We start from the raw sequence: 25,920 nt of genomic DNA, 5'->3' as shown, positions 1-25,920 counted from the left end.
TCCATGCGCGGGCGCTTTACCCGCCCGCAGGCTCGATCAGCGCTGGGTTACCGGAGCAGCGGAACCCTGGTGCGCCTCGCGGTACTCCTGCTCCGCATCGTCGAAGCGCTTGAGCATGCTCGTCGAAGGCGCCTTGCCGAGCAGGCTGAAGACGACGATGGCGACGCTGGCGAAGAGGAAGCCGGGGATGATCTCGTACAGGCCGGTCCAGCCCAACAGGTTCTTCCACAGGATCACCGTCGCCGCGCCGACGATCATGCCGGCCAGCGCGCCGTTGCGGGTCATCCGCTTCCACAGCAGGGAGAACAGCACCAGCGGGCCGAAAGCGGCGCCGAAGCCGGCCCAGGCATAGGACACCAGGCCGAGCACGCGGTTTTCCGGGTTGGAGGCCAGCCAGATGGCGATCACCGCCACCAGCAGCACCATGGCGCGACCGACCCAGACCAGTTCCAGCTGGCTGGCGCCCTTGCGCAGGAAGGCCTTGTAGAAGTCCTCGGTGAGCGCCGAGGAGCAGACCAGCAGCTGGCAGCTCAGGGTGCTCATGACCGCGGCGAGGATGGCGGACAGCAACACGCCGGCGATCCACGGGTTGAACAGGATCTTGGCCAGCTCGATGAATACCCGCTCGGGGTTCTCGCTGACCGCGCCGGCCTGCTCCGGATGCGCCTGGAAGTAGGCGATGCCGAAGAAGCCCACGGCCACGGCGCCACCGAGGCAGAGGATCATCCAGGTCATGGAGATGCGGCGCGCGGCCGGGATCGATTTCACCGAGTCGGCGGCCATGAAGCGCGCCAGGATGTGCGGCTGGCCGAAGTAGCCCAGGCCCCAGGCCATCAGCGAGATCACGCCGATGAAGGAGGCGCCCTTGAGCATGTCGAAGCTGGTCGCGTCCTTCAGCTCGATGGCGGTGAAGGTCGGCTCGACGCCGCCGGTGGCGAGCATCACGATCACCGGGGTGAGGATCAGCGCGAAGATCATCAGCGAGGCCTGCACGGTGTCGGTCCAGCTCACCGCGAGGAAGCCACCGATGAAGGTGTAGGCGATGGTCGCCGCGGCGCCGGCCCACAGCGCGGTCTCGTAGGAGAGGCCGAAGGTGCTCTCGAACAGGCGCGCACCGGCGACGATGCCGGAAGCGCAGTAGATGGTGAAGAACACCAGGATCACCAGGGCCGAGAAGATCCGCAGCAGGCGGCTGTTGTCCTCGAAGCGGTTGGTGAAGTAGTCGGGCAGGGTCAGCGCGTTGCCGTTGTGCTCGGTCTGCACCCGCAGGCGGCCGGCGACGAACAGCCAGTTGAGGTAGGCGCCGACGATCAGGCCGATGGCGATCCAGCTTTCGGACAGGCCGGACAGGTACACCGCGCCGGGCAGGCCCATCAGCAGCCAGCCGCTCATGTCGGAGGCGCCGGCGGACAGCGCCGTGACGAAGCTGCCGAGGCTGCGGCCACCGAGGATGTAGTCGGAGAAGTTGTTGGTGGAGCGATATGCCGCCAGGCCGATCAGGACCATGGCCGCGATGTAGATCACGAAGGTGATCAGCGTGGGCGTATTGACACTCATAGGGACTCCCCTATTGCTTGTTTTTATCCGGGCCCTTGCGTGTGCAAGCAACGGGTAGCGGGCCCTTGGTTGGCAGAATGGCGCTTGTGGCGTCACTCCGTGAGCGCTTGCCGGAGCAAGCCGGAAACGTGGGTGGCCTCAAACGAGTCCGAACAGGCCCACGCCTCACGATCCCTCCCCTGTCGGGCAGGGAAAATCGTCCTTTATGGTCCGTTCCGGGCACGCACCGGAACGGCGGTCATTTCCCTTGGCGTTCGCTGCGGCGAACCCCGGAAACCGACCCGGGCGCCAAGGCGCCCGGGAACGGAGTATCACTCGGCGTCGGCCAGCGACAGCAGCGACGCGTTGCCGCCCACCGCGGTGGTGTTCACCGACGTGGTGCGCTCGCTGACGAAACGCAGCAGGTAGTTCGGCCCGCCGGCCTTGGGACCGGTGCCGGACAGCCCGTGGCCGCCGAACGGTTGCACGCCCACCACCGCGCCGATCTGGTTGCGGTTGATGTAGAGGTTGCCGACCCGCGCCAGCTCTTCGATGCGACGGGCGGTTTCCTCGTTGCGGCTATGGACCCCCATGGTTAGGCCGAAACCGGTGGCGTTGATCGCCTGCACGACCTTTTCCAGGTCCTGCGCGGCATAACGCACCACGTGCAGCACCGGGCCGAAGTTCTCTTTCTTCAGCTCGTCGATACCGCTGATCTCGAACGCGACGGGAGCGACGAAGTGACCGTTCAGGTTGCCCGGCACCTTGGTCTCGGCGATCAGCTTGCCAGCGGCCTTCAGCGCGGCGATGTGCTGCTCCAGGCCGGCCTTGGCCTCGGCGTCGATCACCGGGCCGACGTCGCTGACGCGCACGTCGGTCGGGCCGACCTTCAGCTCGGCCATGGCGCCCTTGAGCAACTCGATCACCCGCTCGGCGATGTCCTGCTGCACGTACATCACGCGCAGCGCGGAGCAGCGCTGGCCGGCGCTGGTGAACGCGGATTGTACCGCATCCTTGATCACCTGTTCCGGCAAAGCGGTGGAATCGACGATCATCGCGTTCTGCCCGCCGGTCTCGGCGATCAGGGTGGCGATGGCGCCGGGCTTCTCGGCCAGTTGGCGGTTAATGATGCGGGCGGTGTCGGTGGAGCCGGTGAAGGCCACCCCGGCGACCCGCGCGTCACGGCAGAACACGCCGCCGAGGGTGGCGCCGTCGCCCGGCAGCAGGGCGATAACGTCCTTCGGCAGGCCGGCTTCGAACATCAGTTCGACGGTGCGCGCGGCGATCAGGCTGGTCTGCTCGGCCGGCTTGGCCAGCACAGTGTTGCCGGCCACCAGCGCGGCGCTGATCTGGCCGAGGAAGATCGCCAGCGGGAAGTTCCACGGGCTGACGCAAGCGAAGATGCCGCGGCCTTCGTAGAACAGCTCGTTGCGCTCGCCGGTCGGGCCGCGCAATTCCTCGCGGACCAGGCGCTGGCGGGCCTGCTGGGCGTAGTAGCGGCAGAAGTCGACCGCCTCGCGGATCTCGTCGATACCGTCCTGCAACGACTTGCCGGCTTCCAGGGTGCACAGCGCCATCAGCTCGCCGCGCTGGGCTTCCAGCAGGTCGGCGAGACGCTCGAGGATGCCGGCACGCTCGTCCACCGGGGTGGCGCTCCAGCGCGGCCAGGCCGCCTGCAACACGTCGAGGGCCTTGCCGGCCTGCTCGGCGGACGCGTACTGGACGCTGCCGACCAGCCTCTCCAGGTCGTACGGGCAACGCACTTCGTGGGCCGGGCCGGAGAGCTTCTCGCCGTTGACGATCGGCGCGGCTTGCCACTGGCGGGTCAGGTGCGGCTTGTAGGCGAGCTCCAGCTCGTTCCACTGGTTCTGGATGTTCATGTTGATGCCCTGGGAGTTTTTCCGCCCGGCGCCGAAGATCGCCTGGGGCAGAGGGATACGGTCGTTGGCCAGCGTCTTGAACTGGCGCAGTTGGGTAACCGGGTGCTGGATCAGCGTCTCCACCGGCACGCGCGGGTCCACCAGCTTGTGCACGAAGGAAGAGTTGGCGCCGTTCTCCAGCAGGCGCCGGACCAGGTACGGCAGCAGGTCCTTGTGCGCGCCGACCGGGGCGTAGATGCGCACGTTGCGGCGGTACTTCTCGATCACCGTGTCGTACAGCGCGTCGCCCATGCCGTGCAGGCGCTGGAACTCGAAGTCGCGCTCCTCGCCGCCGGCGGCCCTGGCTTCGTCGGCCAGGGCGAGGATGGCGGTCACGGTGTGGGCGTTGTGGCTGGCGAACTGCGGGTAGATCACCCCGCGGGTGTGCTCGCTGAGCAGGTAGCGGGCGCAGGCCAGGTAGGAAGTGTCGGTGCCTTCCTTGCGGGTGTAGACGGGGTAGCCATCGGCGCCCTGCACCTGGCACTGCTTGATCTCGCTGTCCCAGTAGGCACCCTTCACCAGGCGCAGCGGGATGCGTGCGCCAAGCTCGCGGCCGAGCAGGGTCAGCCATACCAGCACCGGCAGGCAGCGCTTGGAGTAGGCCTGGATGACCAGGCCGAACTCGCCCCAGCCGGCGATGGCCGGGTCGCGCATCAGCTTCTCGTAGAGTTCGAGGGACAGCTCCAAGCGATCGGCTTCCTCGGCGTCGATGGTGATGCCGACGTTCAGCTTGCGCGCGCGCACCGCCAGTTCCAGGACATTGGCGAACAGCTCGCTGAGCACCCGCTCGCGTTGCGCCACTTCGTAGCGCGGATGCAGCGCCGAGAGCTTGATCGAGATCGACGGCCGCGGCCCCGGACCGACCTGCGGCTCGGCGCCGACGGTGTCGATGGCCTGGCGGTAGTCGGCCATGTATTTCTCGGCGTCGGCGGCGGTCAGCGCGGCCTCGCCGAGCATGTCGAAGGAATAGGTGTAGCCCTGCTCGCGGCATGGACGACCGTTCTTCAGCGCTTCGGAGATGGTCCGGCCAAGCACGAACTGCTTGCCCATCAGCTTCATCGCCTGGTTCATCGCGGCGCGGATCACCGGTTCGCCAGAGCGCTGCACCAGCCGGCTGATGACGCTCGGGGCGCGGCCGTCGGTGCGTTCGTCGATGTTCACCACCTTGCCGGTCATCACCAGGCCCCAGGCGGCGAAATTGACCAGAACGTTGTCGCTCTGGCCGAGATGGCGCTGCCAGTCGGCGGCGGACAGCTTGTCGCGGATCAGCGCGTCGGCGGTCGCCGCGTCAGGCACACGCAACAGCGCCTCGGCCAGACACATCAGCATCAGGCCTTCCTGGGTGTCCAGGCTGTATTGGCGCAGGAGTGCGTCGAGGGTATCGACGGCGTTGTCCCGGCTGCGCACGGTTTCGATCAGTGCGCGGGCGTTGCGGCGGATAGCCTCGATGCCGTCGGGACCGGGGTCGGCGAGCTGCAGCAGTTCGCCCAGGTAGGCTTCCTCGTCGACCGCGTAGTTGGCGCTGATGACAGGGAAGAATTCGGCTGCGGACCGGGTCTGGTCCTCGCCCTGCAAGACGTGACTGGCTTTGAACATCACGCCCTCCTCTTGTGGAGCCATTGTTATTGAAAGAAGTCCGGCCAGGCGTCCATTGCCCGGGGCACCGCCGCCGGCGGGTTGTGCCGGCGGCGCGGCACGTCCTGTGGCGCGGGAATACGGATCAGTATGGGTCAGGCCCATTCCGCCGGCGCGAGGCACCAGCGGATAGCGGAATGTAGTGGCTGCGAGAGGGGCGATTCTTGCGAAAGACTCTGGAGTTTTTGCGGAAAACTCCTGGCTGCGGAACTTTCCCGTTCCTCTTCGCCGGCAGGCATGCGGACATTGCCGCTGCACGTCGGCACGACGCCATGCAGAGTGGCTACGCGGGTCTACCGACACAAAAAGAAATAATATAACATCCCAATAAATACGCCGATCCGACCCCGTCGCCCTTCCTCCGGGAAGGGCCTGGGTTCGCTTTGGCCTGAAAAAAGTCCGACCCATGACCATGGAGCCCGCAATGTCCTCTTCCGGCCTTTTCCCTTCCCGTCCGCTCTGGCCTCTCACGCCACTGGCGCTGGCCTGCCTGATTGTTTCGGGGGAAACGCTCGGCGCCGACGGCCGCCCCAGCGAATTGCCCTCCCAGGTGATCACCGCCAACCCGCTGGGCAACGAATCTCCCGCCACGCCCAGCAGCGTGCTCGAAGGCGACGAGCTGACCCTGCGACAGAAAGGCAGCCTCGGCGAAACCCTCAACGGCCTGCCCGGGGTGTCCTCCACCTACTTCGGACCGGGCGCCAGCCGACCGGTGATCCGCGGCATGGACGGTGATCGCATCCGCCTGCTGCGCAACGGCGTCGGTGCGCTCGACGCCTCGTCGCTGTCCTACGACCACGCGGTGCCGGAAGACCCCAACAGCGTCGAGCGCCTGGAAGTGGTACGCGGCCCGGCCGCCCTGCTCTACGGCGGCAATGCCATCGGCGGGGTGGTGAACAGCTTCGACAACCGCATCCCCAGCGAACCCGTCGACGGCATCCACGGCAGCGGCGAACTGCGCTACGGCGGCGCCGACACCACCCGTAGCCGCTCCGGCGCACTGGAGGCCGGCGACGGCAACTTCGCCCTGCACGTGGACGCCGCCAGCCGCGAGTTCAACGACGTCAGGATTCCCGGCTACGCCCATTCCAGCCGCCAGCGGCAGATCGACGGCGACACCGGCAAGCATCGGGTGCAGAACAGCGACGGCCGCCAGGACGGCGGCGCCGTCGGTGGCTCCTATCACTGGGAGCACGGTTACGCCGGCCTCTCCTACAGCGGCTACGACAGCAACTATGGCTCGCCGGCCGAGGACGACGTGCGCCTGAAGATGCAGCAGGACCGCTACGCCTTCGCCTCCGAGATCCGCGACCTCGAAGGCCCGTTCACCTCGCTGAAGCTGGACGCCGCCTATACCAAGTACGAGCACAAGGAAATCGAGGACGGCGAGACCGGCACCACCTTCAAGAACGAAGGCTACGAAGGCCGCATCGAGGCCCGCCACCGCCCGCTCGGCCCGCTGAACGGGGTGGTCGGCGCGCAGTTCGCCAACAGCCGCTTCTCCGCCCTCGGCGAGGAAGCCTTCGTGCCGCACACGGAAACCGACAGCGCCGCGCTGTTCGCCCTGGAGGAATGGAAGCTCAGCGACCGCCTCGACCTCAGCTTCGGCGCCCGCCTGGAGCACACCCGCGTGGACCCCGACGCCAAGGGCAACGAGCGCTTCGCCGAGAACGACGGTTCACAGAGCTTCACCACCGGCAGCCTGTCCACCGGCGCGGTGTACAAGCTGACGCCGATCTGGTCGCTGGCCGCCACCCTCAGCTACACCGAGCGCGCCCCGACCTTCTACGAGCTGTACGCCAACGGTCCGCACGCCGCCACCGGCACCTACGAGGTAGGCGATGCCGACGCGGACAAGGAAAAGGCGGTCTCCACCGACCTCGCCCTGCGCTTCGACAACGGCGTGCACAAGGGCAGCGTCGGGGTGTTCTACAGCCGCTTCTCCAACTACATCGGCCTGCTCGCCAGCGGTCGCCATCGCAACGAGGAAGGCGAAGTGGTCGCCGCCGGCGATGACGAGGCGCTGCCGGAATACCTCTACAGCGGCGTTCGCGCGGACTTCTACGGCGTCGAGGCGCAGGACCGCATCCACCTGCTGGAAAGCCCGTACGGCAACTTCGACCTGGAACTCTCCGGGGACTACACCCGCGCCAAGAACAAGGACACCGGCGAACCGCTGCCACGCATCGCCCCGCTGCGCCTGAACACCGCGCTGATCTGGGAGTTGCAGCAGTGGCAGGCGCGGGTCGACGTCGAACACGCCGCCTCGCAGCACCGCGTGCCGGAGGAAGAACTCTCCACCGACGGCTACACCACCCTCGGCGCCAGCCTCGGCTACAACTTCGACCTCGGCGAGAGCCGCTGGCTGGCCTTCGTCAAGGGCACCAACCTGACCAACCAGACCGTGCGCTACGCCAGTTCGATCCTGCGCGACCGGGTGCCGGCGGCGGGACGCGGCATCGAGGCGGGGGTGAAGGTGGCGTTCTGAGACAGGCCGTGCGGGACGAATTCGCTCGGCGGATGACGTCCGCGCCGTTATCCGTCCTACACCACTCCCGGTAGGGCGAATAACCGCCTGCGGTTATCCGCCGAAGGTGGCGGATGGCGCTCAGCCCTTGCGCAGCGACTTCGGCGTCAGCCCCAGGTAGCGGCGCATCGCCGTGGTCAGCGCGCTCTGGCTGGAGAAGCCGCATTCCTCGGCGATCCGCACCAGAGGCAGGCGGCTTTCCCGCAGCAACCGCGCGGCGCAGTCGAGGCGGACCTTGAGCAGGTACTGGTGCGGGGTCAGGCCGACGCTGTCCTTGAACTGCGCGTGGAAATGGCTCGGGCTGAGACAGGCGACCTGGGCCAGTTCGGCGACCGTGATGCGCCGCGCCAGGTTCCGCACGATATGCGCGTCCAGGCGCTCCAGGTCGAGCGGCCCGCTGGCCGCCAGGGGCTGCTGCTCGCCGAACAGGCGCAGGTGCAGGGCGCGGATCAGCACTCCGCCGAGGGCACGGGTCAGCAGCGGGTCGCTGCCGTAGCGGGCCAGTTCGGCGCCGGCGTAGCTGAGCAGGTTCTGGAAGTCGGCGTCCAGGGTCGGGTAGCGCGGCGCCTCGAACAGGCGCGCGAGCAGGTCGGGGTCTTCCGGGGTCGGGTTGTCCTCGCCCAGGTCGATGATCAGCATGCGGTTGTCGCCCACCCCGGCGAACACGTGGCCCGCCTCGCCCGGCACCAGGCAGGCGCGCATCCGGCAGACTTCCCCGCCACAGCCGTTGACCTCGAATTCGGCGCGCCCGGCCAGCGACATCACCAGTTGGTGATGCTCGTGGGCGTGGGTGTGCGACTGGTCGGGCAGACGGATGAGGCGGGTGTCGAACATGAACGGCAACTGCTCAATTTTTGCGCACTCTACTCGACTTGCCCGACGCTGCCCAGCACCTTGCCGCAAGTGGTACCCGCGTACCGCGTGCTGCGTGGAAACCTTCGGCAACATCCTTGAACGGACAGGGATTGAAACCCGCCCCCGGGGCCCCATCTAGACTCTCATGTTTCAGTCAGTCAGGTGCCTCATGAGCGACCAGGACGTTAATCCCGAACACATCAGCGACGCGCAGCCCGCCGGCACCGGCCTGGTGCTGCCCGGCCAGACCCTGCCGACCACCCTCTACGTGATCCCGATCCACAACCGCCCGTTCTTCCCGGCGCAGGTGCTGCCGGTGATCGTCAACGAAGAACCCTGGGCGGAAACCCTCGAACTGGTGGCCAAGACCGACCACCATTCGCTGGCCCTGTTCTTCATGGACAATCCTCCGGAAGACCCGCGCCACTTCGACGTCAACAGCCTGCCCGAGCACGGCACGCTGGTCCGGGTGCACCATGCCTCGCGCGAGGGCGGCAAGCTGCAGTTCGTCGCCCAGGGCCTGTCGCGGGTGCGTATCCGGGGCTGGATCAAGCGCCATCGTCCGCCGTTCATGGTGGAGGTGGACTATCCGAAGACCCCGATCGATCCCAGTGACGAAGTGAAGGCCTACGGCATGGCCCTGATCAACGCGATCAAGGAGCTGCTGCCGCTCAATCCGCTGTACAGCGAGGAACTGAAGAACTACCTGAACCGCTTCAGTCCCAACGACCCGTCGCCACTCACCGACTTCGCCGCGGCCCTGACCACCGCGCCCGGCGGCGAACTGCAGGAAGTGCTGGACACCGTGCCGATCCTCAAGCGGATGGAGAAGGTCTTGCCGCTGCTGCGCAAGGAGGTGGAAGTCGCGCGCCTGCAGAAGGAACTGTCCGCCGAGGTCAACCGCAAGATCGGCGAACACCAGCGCGAATTCTTCCTCAAGGAACAGTTGAAGATCATCCAGCAGGAGCTGGGCATCACCAAGGACGACAAGAGCGCCGACGCCGACGAATTCCGCGCCCGCCTGGAAGGCAAGGTGCTGCCCGAGCAGGCGCGCAAGCGTATCGACGAAGAGCTGAACAAGCTGTCGATCCTCGAGAGCGGCTCGCCCGAGTACGCCGTCACCCGCAACTACCTGGACTGGGCCACAGCCCTGCCCTGGGGCGTGTACGGCAAGGACAAGCTCGACCTCAAGCATGCGCGCAAGGTCCTCGACAAGCATCACGCGGGCCTCGACGACATCAAGGATCGCATCCTCGAGTTCCTCGCCGTGGGTAGTTTCAAGGGCGAGATCGCCGGCTCCATCGTGCTCCTGGTCGGCCCGCCGGGAGTGGGCAAGACCAGCATCGGCAAATCCATCGCCGAGAGCCTCGGCCGGCCGTTCTACCGTTTCAGCGTCGGCGGCATGCGCGACGAGGCGGAGATCAAGGGCCACCGCCGCACCTACATCGGCGCCCTGCCCGGCAAGCTGGTGCAGGCGTTGAAGGAAGTCGAGGTGATGAACCCGGTGATCATGCTCGACGAGATCGACAAGCTCGGCGCCAGCTACCAGGGCGACCCGGCCTCGGCGCTGCTGGAAACCCTCGACCCGGAGCAGAACGTCGAATTCCTCGACCACTACCTGGACCTGCGCCTGGACCTGTCCAAGGTGCTGTTCGTCTGCACCGCCAACACCCTCGACTCGATCCCCGGACCGCTCCTCGACCGGATGGAAGTGATCCGCCTGTCCGGCTACATCTCCGAGGAAAAACTGGCCATCGCCAAGCGCCACCTGTGGCCCAAGCAGTTGGAAAAGGCCGGCGTACCCAAGGGCCGCCTGAGCATCAGCGATGCCGCGCTGCGCGCGGTGATCGAGGGCTATGCGCGGGAAGCCGGGGTGCGCCAGTTGGAGAAACAGCTCGGCAAGCTGGTGCGCAAGTCGGTGGTCAAACTGCTGGAGGATCCCGAGTCGAAGGTGAAGATCGGTCCCAGGGACCTCGAGGACTACCTCGGCATGCCGGTGTTCCGCAGCGAGCAGGTGCTTTCCGGGATCGGCGTGATCACCGGGCTGGCCTGGACCAGCATGGGCGGCGCCACCCTGCCGATAGAGGCGACCCGCATCCACACGCTGAACCGTGGCTTCAAGCTCACCGGCCAGCTCGGCGACGTGATGAAGGAATCCGCCGAGATCGCCTATAGCTACATCGGCTCGCACCTGAAGAAGTATGGCGGCGACCCGACCTTCTTCGACCAGGCGTTCGTCCACCTGCACGTGCCGGAAGGTGCCACGCCCAAGGACGGTCCCAGCGCCGGCGTCACCATGGCCAGCGCCCTGCTCTCCCTGGCGCGCAACCAGGTGCCGAAGAAAGGCGTGGCGATGACCGGCGAACTGACCCTGACCGGCCAGGTCCTGCCCATCGGCGGGGTCCGCGAGAAGGTGATCGCCGCGCGCCGGCAGAAGATCTTCGAGCTGATCCTGCCGGAAGCCAACCGCGGCCACTTCGAAGAGTTGCCCGACTATCTCAGGGAAGGGCTGACCGTGCATTTCGCCAAGCGCTACGGCGACGTGGCCAAGGTGCTGTTCCCGGCCTGAGCCGGCGGCGGATGGCCGACCGGTTCGGCCGTCCGCCGCGCCAACCTTGGCACTCGGGCGCCAGCAGGGTTTATGCTGGCGCCCTTTCCATTCGAGCCGAGGAGCGCTGCATGTCCTTTTCCCCCTCCCGTCTGCTGCTGCCATTGTCCATCGTGGTCCTGGCCGGCTGCGCCGGGCAACAGAAGCCGGTGGTCACCCTGGACGACGCCGACGACTGTTCGCCGCTGAAGCTGACGCAAGGCCAGGAACTGGTGCTGACCCTGCCGAGCAATCCCACCACCGGCTTCCGCTGGGAACTGCGCAACCCTGCTGCCAGCGTGCTCAAGCGCCTTGGCCCGGAGGTCTACAGCAATTCCGAAGAAGACAGCGGCCTGGTTGGCAGCGGCGGCGAATCGACCTGGCGCTTCCGCGTCGCCGCCAGCGGCGACGACCGCCTGGAACTGGTCTACCGGCGGCCCTGGGAAAAGGACGCGGAACCGGCGGAAAGCTTTTCCTGCGCGATCCAGGTGCGCTGAAACCGCTGCCCGCGGCGGACACATTCTGTACGAAGACCGACGTCCCGCGCCGTGGCGACCTGGCCTATCCTGACAGGCCCCGTCGCCCCGAGGACTCCATGCTCCGCGCCTCCTTCGTCCTGCTCGCCCTGTCCTGCGCCGCTCCTCTGCCCTCGCTGGCCGAACCGTTGCGCTTCGCAGGCGACGACGGCTGCCCCTACCTGTGCCCTGGCACGCCGCAGCGGCCCGGCTACCTGGTCGAGGCGCTCAGCCAGGTCCTTCGGGAGCCACCGCACTTCGACAGCCTGCCCTGGCCGCGCGCCGTGCAGATGGTCCGCGACGGCCATCGCGACGGCCTGGTCGGCGCCTATGGACTCGACGGCCTGCGGGTCGGCAGCGAGCCCATCGGCTGGGTCGGGCTGGCCTTCTACACCCGCCACGACAGCGACTGGCACTACTCCGGCGATGCTTCCCTGCTCGGCCAGCGCCTGGGCCTCGCCCAGGGCTACGTGAACAATCCGCGCTTCGAAGCCTGGCGCAGCCAGGCCGGCGACGACGACCTGCACCTGCAGGTCCTCGGCGGCGAGCGCGTGCTGCCGCGCAACCTGCAGAAACTGCTGCTCGGCCGCATCGACGTGCTATTGGAAGACCGCGACATCATCGAGCACTACCTGGAGCATCATCCGCAGCTCGCCGGACAGATCCGCCGCGCCGGCGAACTACCCGGGCGGCAGCCGCTGCACGTCGGCCTCAGCCCGCACCTGCCGGAGGTCGACGCGCGTCTCGCGGAACTCGACGAAGGGCTACGCCAACTGCGTCGCGAAGGCACCCTGAAGGTCCTCGGCGAGCGCTATAGGCTTTCTTTCGAATGACTTTCCGGGCCGCCGGAAATCCGCCGCCAGACCAGCAACCACGCTGCTTTCAGCCGATTGAATAAATTCCGGCAGGCCTTTTTGGCGTCGTCTATTACTCAATCTACGACGGCACCGAAAGGAGGCGCGTCATGGGCACCGCTCTTCGTTACTCACTGCTCTGGGCATCCACTGTCTTCGTTTCCTCCTGCGGCAGCCTGCTGCCCAGCGAACGAGCGGAAGTCCAATCCCCCTTCGTCGACTACCTCGATGCCGAACTGCGCTATTCCCAGGCGCAACCCGGCAGCACGACCCGTTCGCAGCTGTTCGGGCTGGGTTTCGATCCATTGACCCAGGGCAACGGCCGCATGCTGTCGTTCATCGACGTGCGGCTCATGTTCATCCAGCCGAACATCCCCATCGATTACCTGCCGGGCGGCCTGGTGCAATGCCTGGAAGCGAAGGACCGTTGCATCGGCTACGCCTTCGATTTCAGCAAGACCGACACCCAGCGGGTCGGCAGCTTCTGGGCGGACGTGTTCAACTTCCGCAAGAAACGGGAGTTGCAGGGCTGGTCGTTCAAGGCGGTGTTCGTCTTCGTCAACGACGTGCTGGTGCACAAGGTCAGCAACGGCGAACCGAACATCCATCGCCTGGAAGACAAGAAGAACCCGCTGGGTCCGCTGCAGGGCGCGGGAGAGTACTTCTCCGACAAGCTCAGGTGATTCGCCTGCGCGCATGGGTGAATCGTCGCCGCGCAGTTGGGCGACGCTCATCCCTCGGCTACAATTCGGCCCCCTGAAAAGCCGTGATGCCCGAGGTCACCCGCGTGAGCGAGTCCGATCGCCTGTTCGCCCAACCCCAGCAACGTGTCGCCGACTTCGTGTTCAACGAAGACGTGGTGCGCGTGTTCCCCGACATGATCAAGCGCTCCGTGCCGGGCTACCCCACCATCGTCGAGAACATCGGCGTACTCGGCGCGCAGTTCGCCCAGCCGAACAGCGTGCTCTACGACCTAGGCTGCTCGCTCGGCGCGGTCACCCAGTCGCTACGCCGCCACGTCCGCAACGACGGCTGCCGGGTGATCGGGGTGGACAACTCGCACGCGATGATCGAGCGCTGCAGTGAATACCTGCATGCCCAGGACGCCATGTACCAGGAGCTGCTGCCGGTCGAGCTGATCGAGGCCGACATTCTCGCCCTGGACCTGCAACCCACCTCGCTGGTGGCGATGAACTTCACCCTGCAGTTCGTCGCCCCCGACCAGCGCCTCGGCCTGCTGCGCAGGATCCGCCAGGCACTGCTGCCCGGCGGCGCGCTGATCCTCTCGGAGAAACTGCGCTTCGCCGATGCGCAGGAGCACGCGCTGCTCACCGACCTGCACATCGCCTTCAAGCGTGCCAACGGCTACAGCGAGCTGGAGATCGCGCAGAAGCGCAGCGCGCTGGAAAACGTCATGCTCCCCGACACCTTCGAGGAACACCGTGAACGGCTGCTGGCCGCCGGCTTCAGCCGGGTCAGCCAATGGTTCCAGTGTCTCAACTTCGCATCGATGATCGCCCTGCCATGATCCAGCACCTCGCCCTCGACGCCCTCCAGCGACACCTCGCCGGCTCTCCGCTGTACGGCTGGGCGACCAGCCTGCCCGCGCAGATCGCCGCGCGCATCGAGGAAGGCCACGGCGACCTGGCCCGTTGGTGGAGCGCGGTCCAGCGCCTGCCCCAGGTGCCCGCACCGAAGGTCGAACTGGCCCAGCGCTTCGCCCTGCACAGCGACCACGATGCGGCGCTGCAAGCGCAGGTGAAGGAAGCGCTGCAAGGGCTGATTCCCTGGCGCAAGGGGCCGTTCGACTTCTTCGGCGTACAGGTCGATACCGAATGGCGTTCCAACTGGAAATGGGAGCGTGTCTCGCCACATGTCGAACTGCGTGGCAAACGCGTCCTCGATGTCGGCTGCGGCAACGGCTACTACCAGTGGCGCATGCTCGGCGCCGGCGCGGAGAGCGTGGTCGGGGTCGATCCGAACTGGCTGTTCCTCTGCCAGTTCCTCGCCGCCAAGCGCTACCTGCCGGAGCTGCCGGCCTGGCACCTGCCGCTGGCCCTGGAAGACCTGCCGGAGAAGCTCGAAGGCTTCGACACGGTATTCTCCATGGGCGTGCTCTATCACCGTCGCTCGCCCATCGACCACCTGCTGGCGCTCAAGGACTGCCTGAAGCGCGGCGGCGAACTGGTCCTGGAGACCCTGGTGGTGGAAGGCGACGCCAGCACCGTGCTGGTGCCCGAGGACCGCTACGCGCAGATGCGCAACGTCTGGTTCCTGCCCTCGGTGGCAGCCCTGGAGCTCTGGCTGCGCCGCGCCGGGTTCGCCGACGCGCGCTGCGTCGACGTCAGCCTGACCAGCGTCGAGGAACAACGCTCCACCGAATGGATGCGTTTCCAGTCGCTGCCGGAATTCCTCGATCCGCAGGACCGTTCGCGAACCGTCGAAGGCCTGCCGGCACCGATGCGCGCCACGCTGGTGGCGCGCAAGCCCTGACAGCGAATAGGGAAAAGCCCATCCTCGGATGGGCTTTTTTTTGCTTTCATCCGCCCCGCAGGTCGACGGCAAGCGGGGCGCGATTGCCTCAGCGCTTGGTCGCCGCGGCCAGCATCAGCGCTTTCATCTCGGCCACCGCCTGCCTGAAGCCGACGAACAGGGCGTGGGCGACGATGGCGTGGCCGATGTTCAGCTCGTTGATGCCGTCGATGGCCGCGACCGGCTCGACATTGTGGTAGTGCAGGCCATGCCCGGCGTTGACGATCAGGCCGAGGGAACGCCCGAGGGCCACGCCCTCGCGTACCCGCTGCAGCTCACGGGCCTGCTCCTCGGGGTCTTCGGCGTCGGCGTAGCGACCGGTATGCAGTTCGATAGCCGGCGCGCCGACCCGGGCGGAGGCCTCGATCTGCCGCGGATCGGGATCGATGAACAGCGACACTTCGCTGCCCACCGCAGCCAGGCGTCGCACCGCGTCGCGGATGCGCTGTTCCTGGCCAGCGACGTCGAGGCCGCCCTCGGTGGTCAGTTCCTCGCGGCGCTCGGGGACCAGGCAGCTATGCGCCGGCCGGATCTCCTCGGCGAAGGCGAGCATTTCCTCGGTGACCCCCATCTCGAAGTTCATCCGCGTCTGCAGCACTTCCTTGAGCACCCGCACGTCGCGTTCCTGGATATGCCGGCGGTCCTCGCGCAGGTGCACGGTGATACCGTCGGCGCCGGCTTCCTCGGCGTCCAGGGCGGCCTTCACCGGGTCCGGATAGCGGGTGCCCCGGGCCTGGCGCAGGGTGGCGACGTGATCGATGTTCACGCCGAGCAGAATTCGAGTGGCTTCAGTCACGGGGTGACTCCTTACGGTTCATGAACAGCTCGCGGCTGACCAGCGGCCGGCCGCCCAGATGGGGAGCGAGCGCCTGGCGCATCAGGCGCTTGGCCGCCGCCAGGGCGCCGGGGGCGCTCCAGTCGGCGTCGGCCATGGATAACAGTTCGGAGCCCTGGAACAGCCCGGGTTGCAGCTGCGCCACCGGCTCCAGGCCGGCCTCTGGCAAAAGCTGGTACAACGCCTGCGGCTCGATCGGGCGCCCATCGATGTCGACATCGAGAGCGAAACCATAGCCCAGTTGCTCCAGCAGGCGCCATTCGAACGCGCGCAGCAGCGGTTCGATGGGTCGCCCCGCCGCCAGCAGCGGCAGGGTCGCGGCGTAGTGGGCGAAGATTTCCGGCTGCGGGTCTTCCGCCGGCAACAGGCGGATCAACAGCTCGTTGAGATAGAGACCGCTGAACAGCGCCTGGCCATTGAGCAGGTTGGGAATACCGGCGCTTTCCAGGCGGGCCACGGTCTTCAGTTCGCCGCGCCCGCGCCACTCCGCTTCCAGCGGCACGAATGGCCGCGCCAGGGCGCCAGCCTTGCCGCGGGCGCCGCGCAGGACCGCGCGCAGGCGACCCAACGGGGTGAAGAAGTCCACCAGGGCGCTGGTTTCCTTGTACGGCCGGCTATGCAGCACGTAGGTGGCTTGGGCGGCGGCGAAGGACATGGCGGGTCGACCGGGCGCGAGAGGAATGGCGCCCGGCTGGCGCCGGGCTGCCGGGAACGGTCAGAGGTCGCCGTAGCCCAGCGAGCGCAGGGCACGCTCGTCGTCGGACCAGCCGCCCTTGACCTTGACCCAGAGGTTGAGCATGACCTTGGAGTCGAACAGCACTTCCATGTCCTTGCGCGCGTTCTGGCCGATGCTTTTGATCCGCTCGCCCTTGTCGCCGATGATGATCTTCTTCTGCCCCTCGCGCTCCACCAGGATCAGCGCATGGATATGCAGGATGCGACCTTCCTGCTTGAACTCCTCGATCTCCACGGTGATCTGGTAGGGCAGCTCAGCGCCGAGCTGGCGCATGATCTTCTCGCGGACCAGCTCGGCGGCCAGGAAGCGGCTGCTGCGGTCGGTGATCTGGTCTTCGGGGAAGAAGTGCTCGCTTTCCGGCAGACGCTCGGCGACCAGCTTCTCCAGCACGTCCAGGTTGGTCCCGTGCTGCGCCGAGATCGGTACTACCTCGGCCTTCGGCAACTGCTGGGTGAGCCATTCGAGGTGCGGCAGCAGGTCGGCCTTCTCCTCTATGCGGTCGGTCTTGTTCACCGCGATCAGCACCGGGCAACTGACGTACTGCACGCGCTCCAGGACCATCTGGTCCTCTTCGGTCCAGCGGGTGCGGTCGACCACGAAGATCACCACGTCGACATCCTTCAATGCCGCGCTGGCGGTACGGTTCATGTAGCGGTTGAGGGCCTTCTCGCCGCTCTTGTGCAGGCCGGGCGTATCGACGTAGACGGCCTGCACCTCGCCCTCGGTCTTGATCCCGAGCATGTTGTGACGGGTGGTCTGCGGCTTGCGCGAGGTGATCGCCAGCTTCTGCCCGAGGATGTGGTTGAGCAGGGTGGACTTGCCCACATTGGGGCGCCCCACGATCGCCACGTAGCCGCAACGGCTGCCGGCGGGGATGTCGTCGTGCATGTCAGTCATGGCCATTCTCCACGCCCAGGGCCACCAGCGCGGCGGCCGCGGCCACCTGCTCGGCGATGCGGCGGCTGCCGCCGTGCCCGTGGGTCTTGTCGCTCAGCAGGGCCACTTCGCAATCGACGAAGAAGGTCCGGCAATGGGGTTCGCCCTGGATATCCACCACCTCGTAGCGCGGCAGGTCGCAGCCACGCGACTGCAGGAACTCCTGCAGGCGGGTCTTGGGGTCCTTGTTGGTGTCCACCGGGGTCAGCTCGCGCAGTTGCGGTCCGAGCCAGGCGATGATCCGCTCGCGCGCGGAGTCCATGCCGGTATCCAGGTAGATGGCGCCGATCAGGGCTTCCATCGCATCGGCGAGGATCGACTCGCGGCGGAACCCGCCGCTCTTCAGCTCGCCCGAGCCCAGCCGCAGGTAGTCGCCCACCTCGAAGCCGCGCGCCAGCAGGGCCAGGGTCTCGCCCTTGACCAGTCGCGCGCGCAGGCGCGAAAGCTGGCCTTCGCGAGCCTGCGGGAAGTGGTGGAACAGCGCCTCGCCGATGACGAAGTTGAGAATGGCGTCACCGAGGAACTCCAGGCGCTCGTTGTTGCGCCCGGCGTAGCTGCGATGGGTCAGGGCCAGGACCATCAGGTCCCGGTCTTTGAAGGTATAGCCGAGCTTGCGCTCGAGTCGGTCCAGCGAATTACTCACGGCATGCGTACACGGAATTCTTTGTCGAAGTGGACCACCAGGTCGATGTTGCTGATCAGTGGCTCGCGTTTTTCATATTTCAGGTGCGCCCGGAATTGGTTGTCTTCCAGTTGCACCTCCAGGGCCTTCTCCAGGTCCAGGTTGCGGATGCCGTTGATCTGCATCCCCTTGCCGACGTAGCTGTAGAACTCCGGCACGGAACGCACCTCGGCCGCCTTGTCGGTCTCCACGGAAGTGATCACCTTCTCCAGCGAGTAGTAATCCATGTAGTGCGGGATGATCTTGAATGCGGCGCTGGCGAAGAACGCCACCACGCCCAGCACCACCAGCCACCCCAGCAGGGACATCCCCTTCTGCGAACGCGCGAACCTCATGTCGGACCTCATGTCAGTGTAGTTATTCCGTCCAGCGAGCGGTAACGCCATCGGGCAGGGCCCTGCGGCGGCGTTCGCGGAAGTGAAAGCGGGGCTGCCCTCGGGAGCAGCCCCGCTTCGCGATTATTCAGCAGGAGCGCCCTTCCGCGTGGCGAACCTGCGCACAGGTCAGTGAATCACGCCGACCCGGGAGAAGTTCGGCAGGTTGCTCATCTTCGGATCGGGCCAGCTCATCCATACAGCGAAGGCCTTGCCGACGATATTGCGGTCCGGAACCATGCCCAGCAGATCCTTGGGGATCTTCGGATCGTTCCAGTAGCGGCTGTCGTTGGAGTTGTCGCGGTTGTCGCCCATCATGAAGTAGTGGCCGGCGGGAATGGTCCACTGGCGGTCGGGCTCGATGCGATAGCGGCTCATTTCCTTGCGGATCAGGTGCTCGGCCTGGCCCAGCTTCTCCTGGTACAGGGTCACGCTGCCCAGGGTGCCCGGTTCCTCGCCGACCAGTTTCTCCGCCACCAGCTCGCCGTTGACGTACAGGCGCTTTTCCTTGGTGTAGCGCACGGTGTCGCCGGGCAGGCCGACCACGCGCTTGATGTAGTTGATGTTCGGTTCGCTGGGATAGCGGAACACCATGACATCGCCGCGCTGCGGATCACCGATCGGGATCACCTTGGTGTCCAGCACCGGCAGGCGGATGCCGTAGGCGAACTTGTTGACCAGGATGAAATCGCCGACCTCGAGGGTAGGTTTCATCGACCCCGAGGGAATCTGGAACGGTTCGACCAGGAAGGAACGCAGCACCAGCACGATGAACAGCACCGGGAAGAACGACTTGCCGTACTCCACCAGCAGCGGTTCCTTGTTGAGCTTCTCCAGCACTGCCGGATCGGGCTCGTTCACCTGCCCTTCGTAGGAAGAGATCGCGGCCCGCCGACGCGGCGCGAACAGCACCAGGTCGACCAGGGCCAGGGCGCCGCATACAGCCACGGCGATGACCAGCAACAACGGGAAATTGAGTGTCATGGGTTCTAGCTATCCACTTTGAGCACGGCGAGGAAGGCTTCCTGGGGAATTTCCACGCTACCGACCTGCTTCATCCTTTTCTTACCAGCCTTCTGCTTCTCCAGCAGCTTGCGTTTACGGCTCACGTCGCCACCGTAACACTTGGCCAGCACGTTCTTCCTGAGCGCCTTGACCGTCGAGCGGGCGATGATTTGCCCACCGATGGCTGCCTGGATCGCCACGTCGAACATCTGCCGCGGGATCAGTTCCTTCATTTTCTCCACCAGCTGGCGGCCCTTGTAGGGGGCGTTGTCGCGGTGGACGATCAGGGCGAGGGCGTCGACCTTCTCGCCATTGATCAGCACGTCGAGACGAACCAGGTTGGACGGCTCGAAACGATCGAAGCTGTAGTCCAGGGAAGCATAGCCGCGGCTGGTGGACTTGAGGCGATCGAAGAAGTCGAGCACCACCTCGTTCATCGGCAGGTCGTAGACCACCTGCACCTGGCCGCTGAGGAAGTGCATGTCGCGCTGCACGCCGCGCTTCTCGATGCACAGGGTGATCACGTTGCCCAGGTGGTCCTTGGGCACCAGGATGGTGGCGCGGCAGATCGGTTCGCGCATTTCCTGGATGGACGCCAGGTCCGGGAGCTTGGACGGGTTGTCAACGTAGATGATCTCGCCGTTCTTCTGCACGATCTCGAAGACCACCGTGGGCGCGGTGGTGATCAGGTCCAGGTCGTATTCGCGCTCCAGGCGCTCCTGGATGATCTCCATGTGCAGCATGCCAAGGAAGCCGCAACGGAAGCCGAAGCCCAGGGCTTCGGAGCTTTCCGGCTCGTATTGCAGCGACGAGTCGTTGAGGGTCAGCTTCTGCAGGGCGTCGCGGAAGTCCTCGAAATCGTCCGAGCTGACCGGGAACAGGCCCGCGTAGACCTGCGGCTTGACCCGCTTGAAGCCCGGCAGGACCTCGACGTCCGGCGTGTTGTTAAGGGTCAGCGTATCGCCCACCGGCGCGCCGTGGATATCCTTGATACCGGCGATGATGAAGCCCACCTCGCCCGCCTTCAGGTCGACGGTCTCGGTGTGCTTCGGAGTGAATACCCCGACGCTGTCCACCTGGTGGACCTTGCCGGTGGACTTCACCAGGATCTTGTCGCCCTTTTTCACCCGGCCGTTCTTCACCCGCACCAGCGAGACCACGCCGAGGTAGTTGTCGAACCAGGAGTCGATGATCAACGCCTGCAGCGGCGCCTCGATCTCGCCTTCCGGGGCGGGGATGGCGGTCACTAGGCGCTCCAGCACCTCCAGCACACCCATCCCGCTCTTGGCGCTGCAGGCCACGGCGTCGGTGGCGTCGATGCCGATGATGCTCTCGATTTCCTCTTTCACCCGCTCCGGCTCGGCCTGGGGCAGGTCCATCTTGTTCAGCACGGGCATCACTTCCAGCCCCTGCTCGATGGCGGTGTAGCAGTTGGCGACGGACTGCGCCTCGACGCCCTGGCCGGCGTCCACTACCAGCAGCGCGCCCTCGCAGGCGGCCAGCGAGCGGCTGACTTCGTAGGTGAAGTCGACGTGGCCGGGGGTATCGATGAAGTTGAGCTGGTAGGTCTTACCGTCCTGCGCCTTGTAGTGCAGGGTCACGCTGTGGGCCTTGATGGTGATCCCGCGCTCGCGCTCCAGGTCCATGGAGTCCAGGACCTGGGCCTCCATTTCGCGATCGGAGAGGCCGCCGCACATCTGGATGAAGCGATCGGCCAGCGTCGACTTGCCATGGTCGATATGGGCAATGATGGAGAAATTGCGGATATGGCTCAGGTCGCTCACGGCTCAACACACTCGAAAAGGGCAAGGGCGGCAATCCGCCGAAAAATAGCCGGGGAGTTTACCTGATGCTCGGGCAAGGCGTCACGCAGGTAACGGATTGACGGGCATGAAAAAGGGCGGTGGAAACCGCCCTTTTTTCGCCAGCCGGCTTATTCGGCCAGCTTGAAGGTGATGAAGCTGGCACGTCCCTGGCGCAGCACCCGCATCGAAACCGAACGGTTCTTCGGCAGGGCCTTGGCCACGTCGGCGAAGATCTTGGTCGAGGTCACCGCCTTGTTGTCCAGGTGGGTGATGACATCGCCCGGACGCAGGCCGATGACCGCGGCCGGACCGTCCTGGACTTCCTTGATCACCACGCCGCCCTGGATATCCAGGCTCTTGCGCTGCTCGGCGGTCAGGTCGGCGACGGTCACGCCCAGGCGGTTGCTGCTGCGCTCGGCGCCCGGAGCGCCCATCGAGGCGATTTCCTCGTCGTCGTCCGGAAGGCTGCCTACCGCCATGCTCAAGGACTTGCGCTGGCCGTTGCGAATCACGTCAAGGTTGATCTTGTCGCCCGGCTTCATGTTGCCCACCAGGTGCGGCAGGTCGGCGGACTCGTTGATCGACTGGCCGTTCAGGCTGAGGATCACATCGCCCACCTGCAGGCCGCCCTTGGCCGCCGGACCGTCTTCCACCAGCTGCGCCACCAGCGCGCCGGACGGCTTGTCGAGGCCGAAGGACTCGGCGAGATCCTTGTTCACTTCCTGGATCACCACACCCAGCCAGCCGCGGCTGACCTTGCCGGCTTTCTTCAACTGGTCGGCGACGTTCAGCGCGACATCGATCGGAATGGCGAAGGACAGGCCCATGAAGCCGCCGGAACGGGTGAAGATCTGCGAGTTGATGCCGACCACTTCGCCCTGCAGGTTCAGCAGCGGACCGCCGGAGTTACCCGGGTTGATCGCCACGTCGGTCTGGATGAAGGGTACGTAGCTCTCGTTCGGCAGGCTACGCCCCTTGGCACTGACGATACCGGCGGTGACCGAGTGATCGAAGCCGAACGGCGAACCGATGGCCAGGACCCATTCGCCCACTTTCAGCTTGTTCGAATCGCCCAGTTTCAGGGTCGGCAGTTTCTTCGCCTCGATCTTCAGCACCGCCACGTCGCTGCGCGGGTCCGCGCCGATCAACTTGGCCTTGTGCTCGCTACGGTCGGACAGGCGCACCAGGATCTCGTCGGCATCGGCCACGACGTGATTATTGGTGAGGATGTAGCCGTCGTTGGAGATGATGAAGCCGGAACCCAGCGATTGCGCCTCGCGCTGCTGCCCGCGCGGATTGCGCGGAACCTGCGGGATGCTGCGCTCGAGGAAGTCGCGGAACATCGGCGGCAGCCCTTCGAGGTCGGGGATCGACAGCTGCCCGCGCGCCATGGCGCGATCCGGCAGCTTCTGCCGCGTACTGATATTCACCACCGCCGGCGACGCCTGTTCGACCAAAGGCGTGAAGTCCGGCAGTTCTGCCCGGGCCGTCATCGCCAGGCTCAAGGCCAGCAAGGCCACCATCGCAGCCATACAGCGTTTTAGGGTATGCATCGACTACAGCTCCCGTGATGTTCGAGGGAAGAGAAAGACTCAGGCCGAATCGGACGGCCCGGAAATCAGCGCTCGCAGAACCACCGGCTGCGAGGCTGGATCATCGGCATGACGACGAGCATGCCGACGCACCAATAGCCAGGCCGCCAGCAAACCCGCCAGCCCGGACACGATGATCAGAGGTTCGACAAGGCCCGCCCGGGTCGCCAGCAATGCTGCCACGAAAAACCCGAGCAGAGGGAAAAGATAGAAGAGGACGGAGGCGCGCAACAACAGGTCTTCATGAATTCCTAGGACGACCGCATCGCCGACCCGCAGGCTCAGGTCGCTCAACGCGCGCACCCGGGCACGCCCCGCGCCGACGCCCAGGCGCTGCATCAGCCCCTGGCCGCAACCGGCATTGGCCGAGCAGGACGAGCAGGTACTGCGGCGCACGATCTCGACCCATACCGCTCCCGGCTCGGTCGCCACCACTCGCCCCTGCTCCTCGATCATTTCTGGGCGGCGGCCTCGGGCCGGATGGACAGCGCCACCCGCTCGGCGGTGCCCAGCGGCACTTCGCCGACGACGGTCACCATCTGGCCGCCGTCATCGGTCTGCAGGCGCTTGGAAACCACCACGGTCGGGCCGAGCTGGCTGCGCGCGTCGCCAACCATGGCACCGTGCAGCGGCTCGATGAACACCGAGAATCGTGCCAGGCCATCGCCATAGGTCAGGCAGGCGACCGGATCGGGGGTGACCGGACTGCGACGCATGAAACTGCGGGTCAGGGTGAAACCTGGCGGCAGCCATTCCGAGCGCCAGGCCACGGTCTTCTCGCCGTCGGCCTTGGCCGGGCCGACGACCTGGCATTCGGCGCCCGCCTGCAACTGGTCTTCGGCAGGTGCCGCGCCGGTATTCAACTGGGTGAACTGGAAGCGCTCGAGCAACTGCCCCTTCTCGTTCAGCAGCAGCGACTTCAACGGCAGGCCGGTGTCGCGGTCCAGGTGCAGCTCGAAGCCGTAGCGATGCTGGTCGCGCGGAGTCACCGCAAGGACCACTGCCGGGCGGCCGGCGACACGGGATTCGCCGACCAGGCGCAGGTCGTACCAGGAAGCCAGCTGGGAGGGATCGAACTTGCGCACCGGCCACAGCTGGGCATCGGCCAGTTGGTCGGCAAGGCCGCCGCTGATGCACTGGGTGCGCCCGTCGACCCGGACCACTTCCTGGCGCGCGCCGTCGAGCTGGAGCAGGCGCTCGCGAACCGCACCATCGCTCTCCACGCGATGCCAGATCTCATGGGTGGAGAAGCTGCCATTGCGCTCGTAGACGAAGGTGCCTTGGAAACTGTTCTGGCGATCGGCCTCGGCGAGACGATTCAGCCAGTCGGAAGCGTCGGCAGCCTGAGTGGCGGGAACCGCCATCAGGCTGCCAAGCAAAAGCAACAGGGAGGTGGTGCGCATGTCTCTCCTCAGCGGTTTTCCAGGCTGGCTGCCCGAGCGTAGGGCAGCGCGCTCTCTGTACCACTGACGGCGGATTGTTGCACGTGCTGACGCAGGTAGATCGGCAGACGCTGCTCATGCCAGCGGGTATCGCTGGACGAGGAGTTGGTGATCACCTGCGGCGCCCCCTGCTCTTCGCTGTAGCCGGCCAGCACGGCCGGGCCTTTCACCTGAGGCAGGGCGATCTGCGGGGTGGTCCCCTGTTGCGCCATCTGCGGCAGGGCGTCGTTCTGGTTGTACAGACGCACGCCGGCCAGCACCGCCAGGGTCACCGAGGCAGCGACCGCCAGGCGACCGACCATCCGCCACGGTCCCTTCTCCGCTTTCGGCGGAGCGGCCTCGTCGGCCAGGGCAGCAGAGACCGCCGCAGCGATATCCAGCTTCGGCAGGGTAGGCTCGCGGTGCATGACGGACCGCGCTAACTGGTAACGCGACCAGGTGGAACGCAGCTCGGCATCCTCGCCGCAAGCTGCGAGCACCCGCCGCAACTCGAGTTCATCCGCTTCGTTATCCATCACAGCGGACAGAGTTTCCTGCAGGGCTTCACGACTCATAGCGATACCTCTCTTGGCATTTGCCGCTGTGTCAGGCTTCTCGCAACAAAGGCTGCAGAGCTTTGTCGATTGCTTCACGAGCGCGGAAGATCCGCGACCGTACCGTCCCCACCGGACACTGCATCACGGTGGCGATATCTTCGTAACTCAAACCTTCGAACTCGCGCAGGGTCAGGGCCGTGCGCAAATCCTCGGGCAACTGCTGGATGGTCTGGTGCACGGTGGCCTCGATCTCATCCCGCAACATCGCCCGTTCCGGCGACTCGATGTCCTTCAGGGCGTGGTCGCCCTCGAAGAACTCCGCATCCTCTGCGGTCACATCGCTGTCCGGTGGCCGACGCCCGCGAGCGACCAGGTGGTTCTTCGCGGTGTTGATGGCGATCCGATACAGCCAGGTATAAAAAGCACTATCGCCGCGGAAATTGCCGAGCGCACGGTATGCCTTGATGAAGGCTTCCTGCGCTACGTCCTGGGCTTCCTGGGCGTCGTGCACGAACCGCACGATCAATCCCAGTATCTTGTGCTGGTATTTCAGTACCAGCAGATCGAAAGCCCGCTTGTCTCCGCGCTGTACCCGTTCAACCAGTTGCTGATCCTGTTCCTGGGTTAGCATGAAAGCTCCTCTTCGAACCTGGAGGAGCTTCGAGCGTCCCAGCGAATCGTCTTGCCAAGATAGACTCGGGCTTCTTGCAAAAGTTCTCCCCTCCAAGCATGCGTCACGAGTTTTTTCCTCGCTCGTGACGTGCGGCCCCGGACATCGTGTCCGGGCCCCGCGAAAATGGATTGCATCGGGCTCAGGGCCCGGCCTCTGTGCCGCTGGGTAGGCCAACCGGACGAGGTCTTCAGGCATCCTGCTTTGGAACCGATGCGTCTAAGAAAGTTCCAGCACTACATCGCCCCGCTCTGATGACGCCTGCCGATGACAGGCCCGCAGCTCATCCGCCGGACCGGCAGCGGGGGTGCGCTATTGTGCCGCCAGGCCCTTCTATATACTAGGGC

The 25,920-nt window shown here is 65.9% G+C and carries 22 protein-coding genes; 7 read left to right on the top strand and 15 right to left on the bottom strand.

The window, feature by feature from the left end:
* Positions 1-36: 36 nt before the first annotated feature.
* On the bottom strand, positions 37-1,557 hold the full coding sequence (gene putP, locus FHW81_RS12145; protein WP_003103073.1) for a sodium/proline symporter PutP: 1,521 nt from the start codon (positions 1,555-1,557) through the stop codon (positions 37-39).
* Positions 1,558-1,868: 311 nt separating this feature from the next.
* Positions 1,869-5,051 carry a bifunctional proline dehydrogenase/L-glutamate gamma-semialdehyde dehydrogenase PutA gene (putA, locus tag FHW81_RS12140; protein ID WP_003085590.1) on the bottom strand — a complete coding sequence of 1,061 codons (3,183 nt, stop codon included), beginning with the start codon at positions 5,049-5,051 and terminating at the stop codon, positions 1,869-1,871.
* A gap of 463 nt (positions 5,052-5,514) precedes the next feature.
* Between putA and FHW81_RS12135 the strand changes: the two genes are divergently transcribed.
* Complete coding sequence (locus FHW81_RS12135; RefSeq protein WP_003101985.1) at positions 5,515-7,578, top strand: TonB-dependent receptor; 2,064 nt, start codon at positions 5,515-5,517, stop codon at positions 7,576-7,578.
* A 120-nt stretch (positions 7,579-7,698) separates the two neighbouring features.
* Here FHW81_RS12135 and FHW81_RS12130 read toward each other — a convergent pair whose 3' ends face one another.
* Positions 7,699-8,451 (bottom strand): AraC family transcriptional regulator, encoded by a 753-nt coding sequence (locus FHW81_RS12130; protein ID WP_003085585.1) that lies wholly within the window; start codon positions 8,449-8,451, stop codon positions 7,699-7,701.
* A 190-nt stretch (positions 8,452-8,641) separates the two neighbouring features.
* On the opposite strand from FHW81_RS12130, the gene lon reads away from it, so the two are divergent.
* The 6 genes from lon (at position 8,642) to cmoB (ending at position 14,921) form a co-directional block, all read left to right on the top strand.
* Positions 8,642-11,041, top strand: coding sequence for an endopeptidase La (lon, locus tag FHW81_RS12125; protein ID WP_003101982.1), 2,400 nt, complete (start codon positions 8,642-8,644; stop codon positions 11,039-11,041).
* A gap of 110 nt (positions 11,042-11,151) precedes the next feature.
* Positions 11,152-11,556, top strand: coding sequence for a protease inhibitor I42 family protein (locus FHW81_RS12120; protein ID WP_003085581.1), 405 nt, complete (start codon positions 11,152-11,154; stop codon positions 11,554-11,556).
* A gap of 98 nt (positions 11,557-11,654) precedes the next feature.
* Positions 11,655-12,407 carry a substrate-binding periplasmic protein gene (locus tag FHW81_RS12115; protein WP_003145751.1) on the top strand — a complete coding sequence of 251 codons (753 nt, stop codon included), beginning with the start codon at positions 11,655-11,657 and terminating at the stop codon, positions 12,405-12,407.
* A 131-nt stretch (positions 12,408-12,538) separates the two neighbouring features.
* Positions 12,539-13,111, top strand: coding sequence for a hypothetical protein (locus FHW81_RS12110; protein ID WP_003085577.1), 573 nt, complete (start codon positions 12,539-12,541; stop codon positions 13,109-13,111).
* Between the two features lie 104 nt (positions 13,112-13,215).
* Positions 13,216-13,956 (top strand): carboxy-S-adenosyl-L-methionine synthase CmoA, encoded by a 741-nt coding sequence (gene cmoA / locus FHW81_RS12105; protein ID WP_003123029.1) that lies wholly within the window; start codon positions 13,216-13,218, stop codon positions 13,954-13,956.
* Positions 13,953-14,921, top strand: coding sequence for a tRNA 5-methoxyuridine(34)/uridine 5-oxyacetic acid(34) synthase CmoB (gene cmoB / locus FHW81_RS12100; RefSeq protein WP_060774275.1), 969 nt, complete (start codon positions 13,953-13,955; stop codon positions 14,919-14,921). The genes cmoA and cmoB overlap by 4 nt, the downstream gene beginning before the upstream one ends.
* An 88-nt stretch (positions 14,922-15,009) precedes the next feature.
* Here cmoB and pdxJ read toward each other — a convergent pair whose 3' ends face one another.
* The 12 genes from pdxJ to rpoE form a co-directional block, all read right to left on the bottom strand.
* The gene (gene pdxJ / locus FHW81_RS12095) at positions 15,010-15,756 is read right to left on the bottom strand and encodes a pyridoxine 5'-phosphate synthase (protein WP_003101974.1); all 747 of its coding nucleotides are present in this window, start codon (positions 15,754-15,756) and stop codon (positions 15,010-15,012) included.
* Positions 15,749-16,450, bottom strand: coding sequence for a DNA repair protein RecO (gene recO / locus FHW81_RS12090; protein ID WP_003085569.1), 702 nt, complete (start codon positions 16,448-16,450; stop codon positions 15,749-15,751). Before recO ends, pdxJ begins: the two co-directional genes overlap by 8 nt.
* Before the next feature lie 60 nt (positions 16,451-16,510).
* The gene (gene era, locus FHW81_RS12085; protein WP_003085566.1) at positions 16,511-17,428 is read right to left on the bottom strand and encodes a GTPase Era; all 918 of its coding nucleotides are present in this window, start codon (positions 17,426-17,428) and stop codon (positions 16,511-16,513) included.
* On the bottom strand, positions 17,421-18,110 hold the full coding sequence (rnc, locus tag FHW81_RS12080) for a ribonuclease III (RefSeq protein ID WP_003085565.1): 690 nt from the start codon (positions 18,108-18,110) through the stop codon (positions 17,421-17,423). Before rnc ends, era begins: the two co-directional genes overlap by 8 nt.
* Positions 18,107-18,484: a DUF4845 domain-containing protein gene (locus FHW81_RS12075; RefSeq protein WP_003085562.1), complete on the bottom strand. Its 378-nt coding sequence runs from the start codon at positions 18,482-18,484 to the stop codon at positions 18,107-18,109. The genes rnc and FHW81_RS12075 overlap by 4 nt, the downstream gene beginning before the upstream one ends.
* A 168-nt stretch (positions 18,485-18,652) precedes the next feature.
* Positions 18,653-19,507: a signal peptidase I gene (gene lepB, locus FHW81_RS12070; RefSeq protein WP_003101969.1), complete on the bottom strand. Its 855-nt coding sequence runs from the start codon at positions 19,505-19,507 to the stop codon at positions 18,653-18,655.
* A 5-nt stretch (positions 19,508-19,512) separates the two neighbouring features.
* Positions 19,513-21,312 (bottom strand): translation elongation factor 4, encoded by a 1,800-nt coding sequence (lepA, locus tag FHW81_RS12065; protein ID WP_003085555.1) that lies wholly within the window; start codon positions 21,310-21,312, stop codon positions 19,513-19,515.
* Positions 21,313-21,461: 149 nt separating this feature from the next.
* Positions 21,462-22,886: a serine protease MucD gene (gene mucD, locus FHW81_RS12060; protein WP_023090787.1), complete on the bottom strand. Its 1,425-nt coding sequence runs from the start codon at positions 22,884-22,886 to the stop codon at positions 21,462-21,464.
* A 39-nt stretch (positions 22,887-22,925) separates the two neighbouring features.
* Positions 22,926-23,381: an alginate biosynthesis regulator MucC gene (mucC, locus tag FHW81_RS12055; protein ID WP_023090788.1), complete on the bottom strand. Its 456-nt coding sequence runs from the start codon at positions 23,379-23,381 to the stop codon at positions 22,926-22,928.
* The gene (gene mucB / locus FHW81_RS12050) at positions 23,378-24,328 is read right to left on the bottom strand and encodes a sigma factor AlgU regulator MucB (RefSeq protein ID WP_003101960.1); all 951 of its coding nucleotides are present in this window, start codon (positions 24,326-24,328) and stop codon (positions 23,378-23,380) included. The genes mucC and mucB overlap by 4 nt, the downstream gene beginning before the upstream one ends.
* Before the next feature lie 8 nt (positions 24,329-24,336).
* A complete protein-coding gene (gene mucA, locus FHW81_RS12045) occupies positions 24,337-24,921 on the bottom strand; it encodes an anti-sigma factor MucA (protein ID WP_003101958.1) in 585 nt (194 codons plus the stop codon).
* Between the two features lie 31 nt (positions 24,922-24,952).
* Positions 24,953-25,534, bottom strand: a complete 582-nt coding sequence (rpoE, locus tag FHW81_RS12040) for an RNA polymerase sigma factor RpoE (RefSeq protein WP_003085543.1) — start codon at positions 25,532-25,534, stop codon at positions 24,953-24,955.
* Positions 25,535-25,920: the final 386 nt, after the last annotated feature.

It is taken from the genome of Pseudomonas sp. RC10-4-2, assembly GCF_050433085.1.
In the GTDB taxonomy this organism is placed as follows: Bacteria; Pseudomonadota; Gammaproteobacteria; order Pseudomonadales; family Pseudomonadaceae; genus Pseudomonas; species Pseudomonas aeruginosa.
The sequence above is the reverse complement of the archived record's forward strand: the minus strand, read 5'-3'. Positions and strand labels throughout refer to the sequence as shown.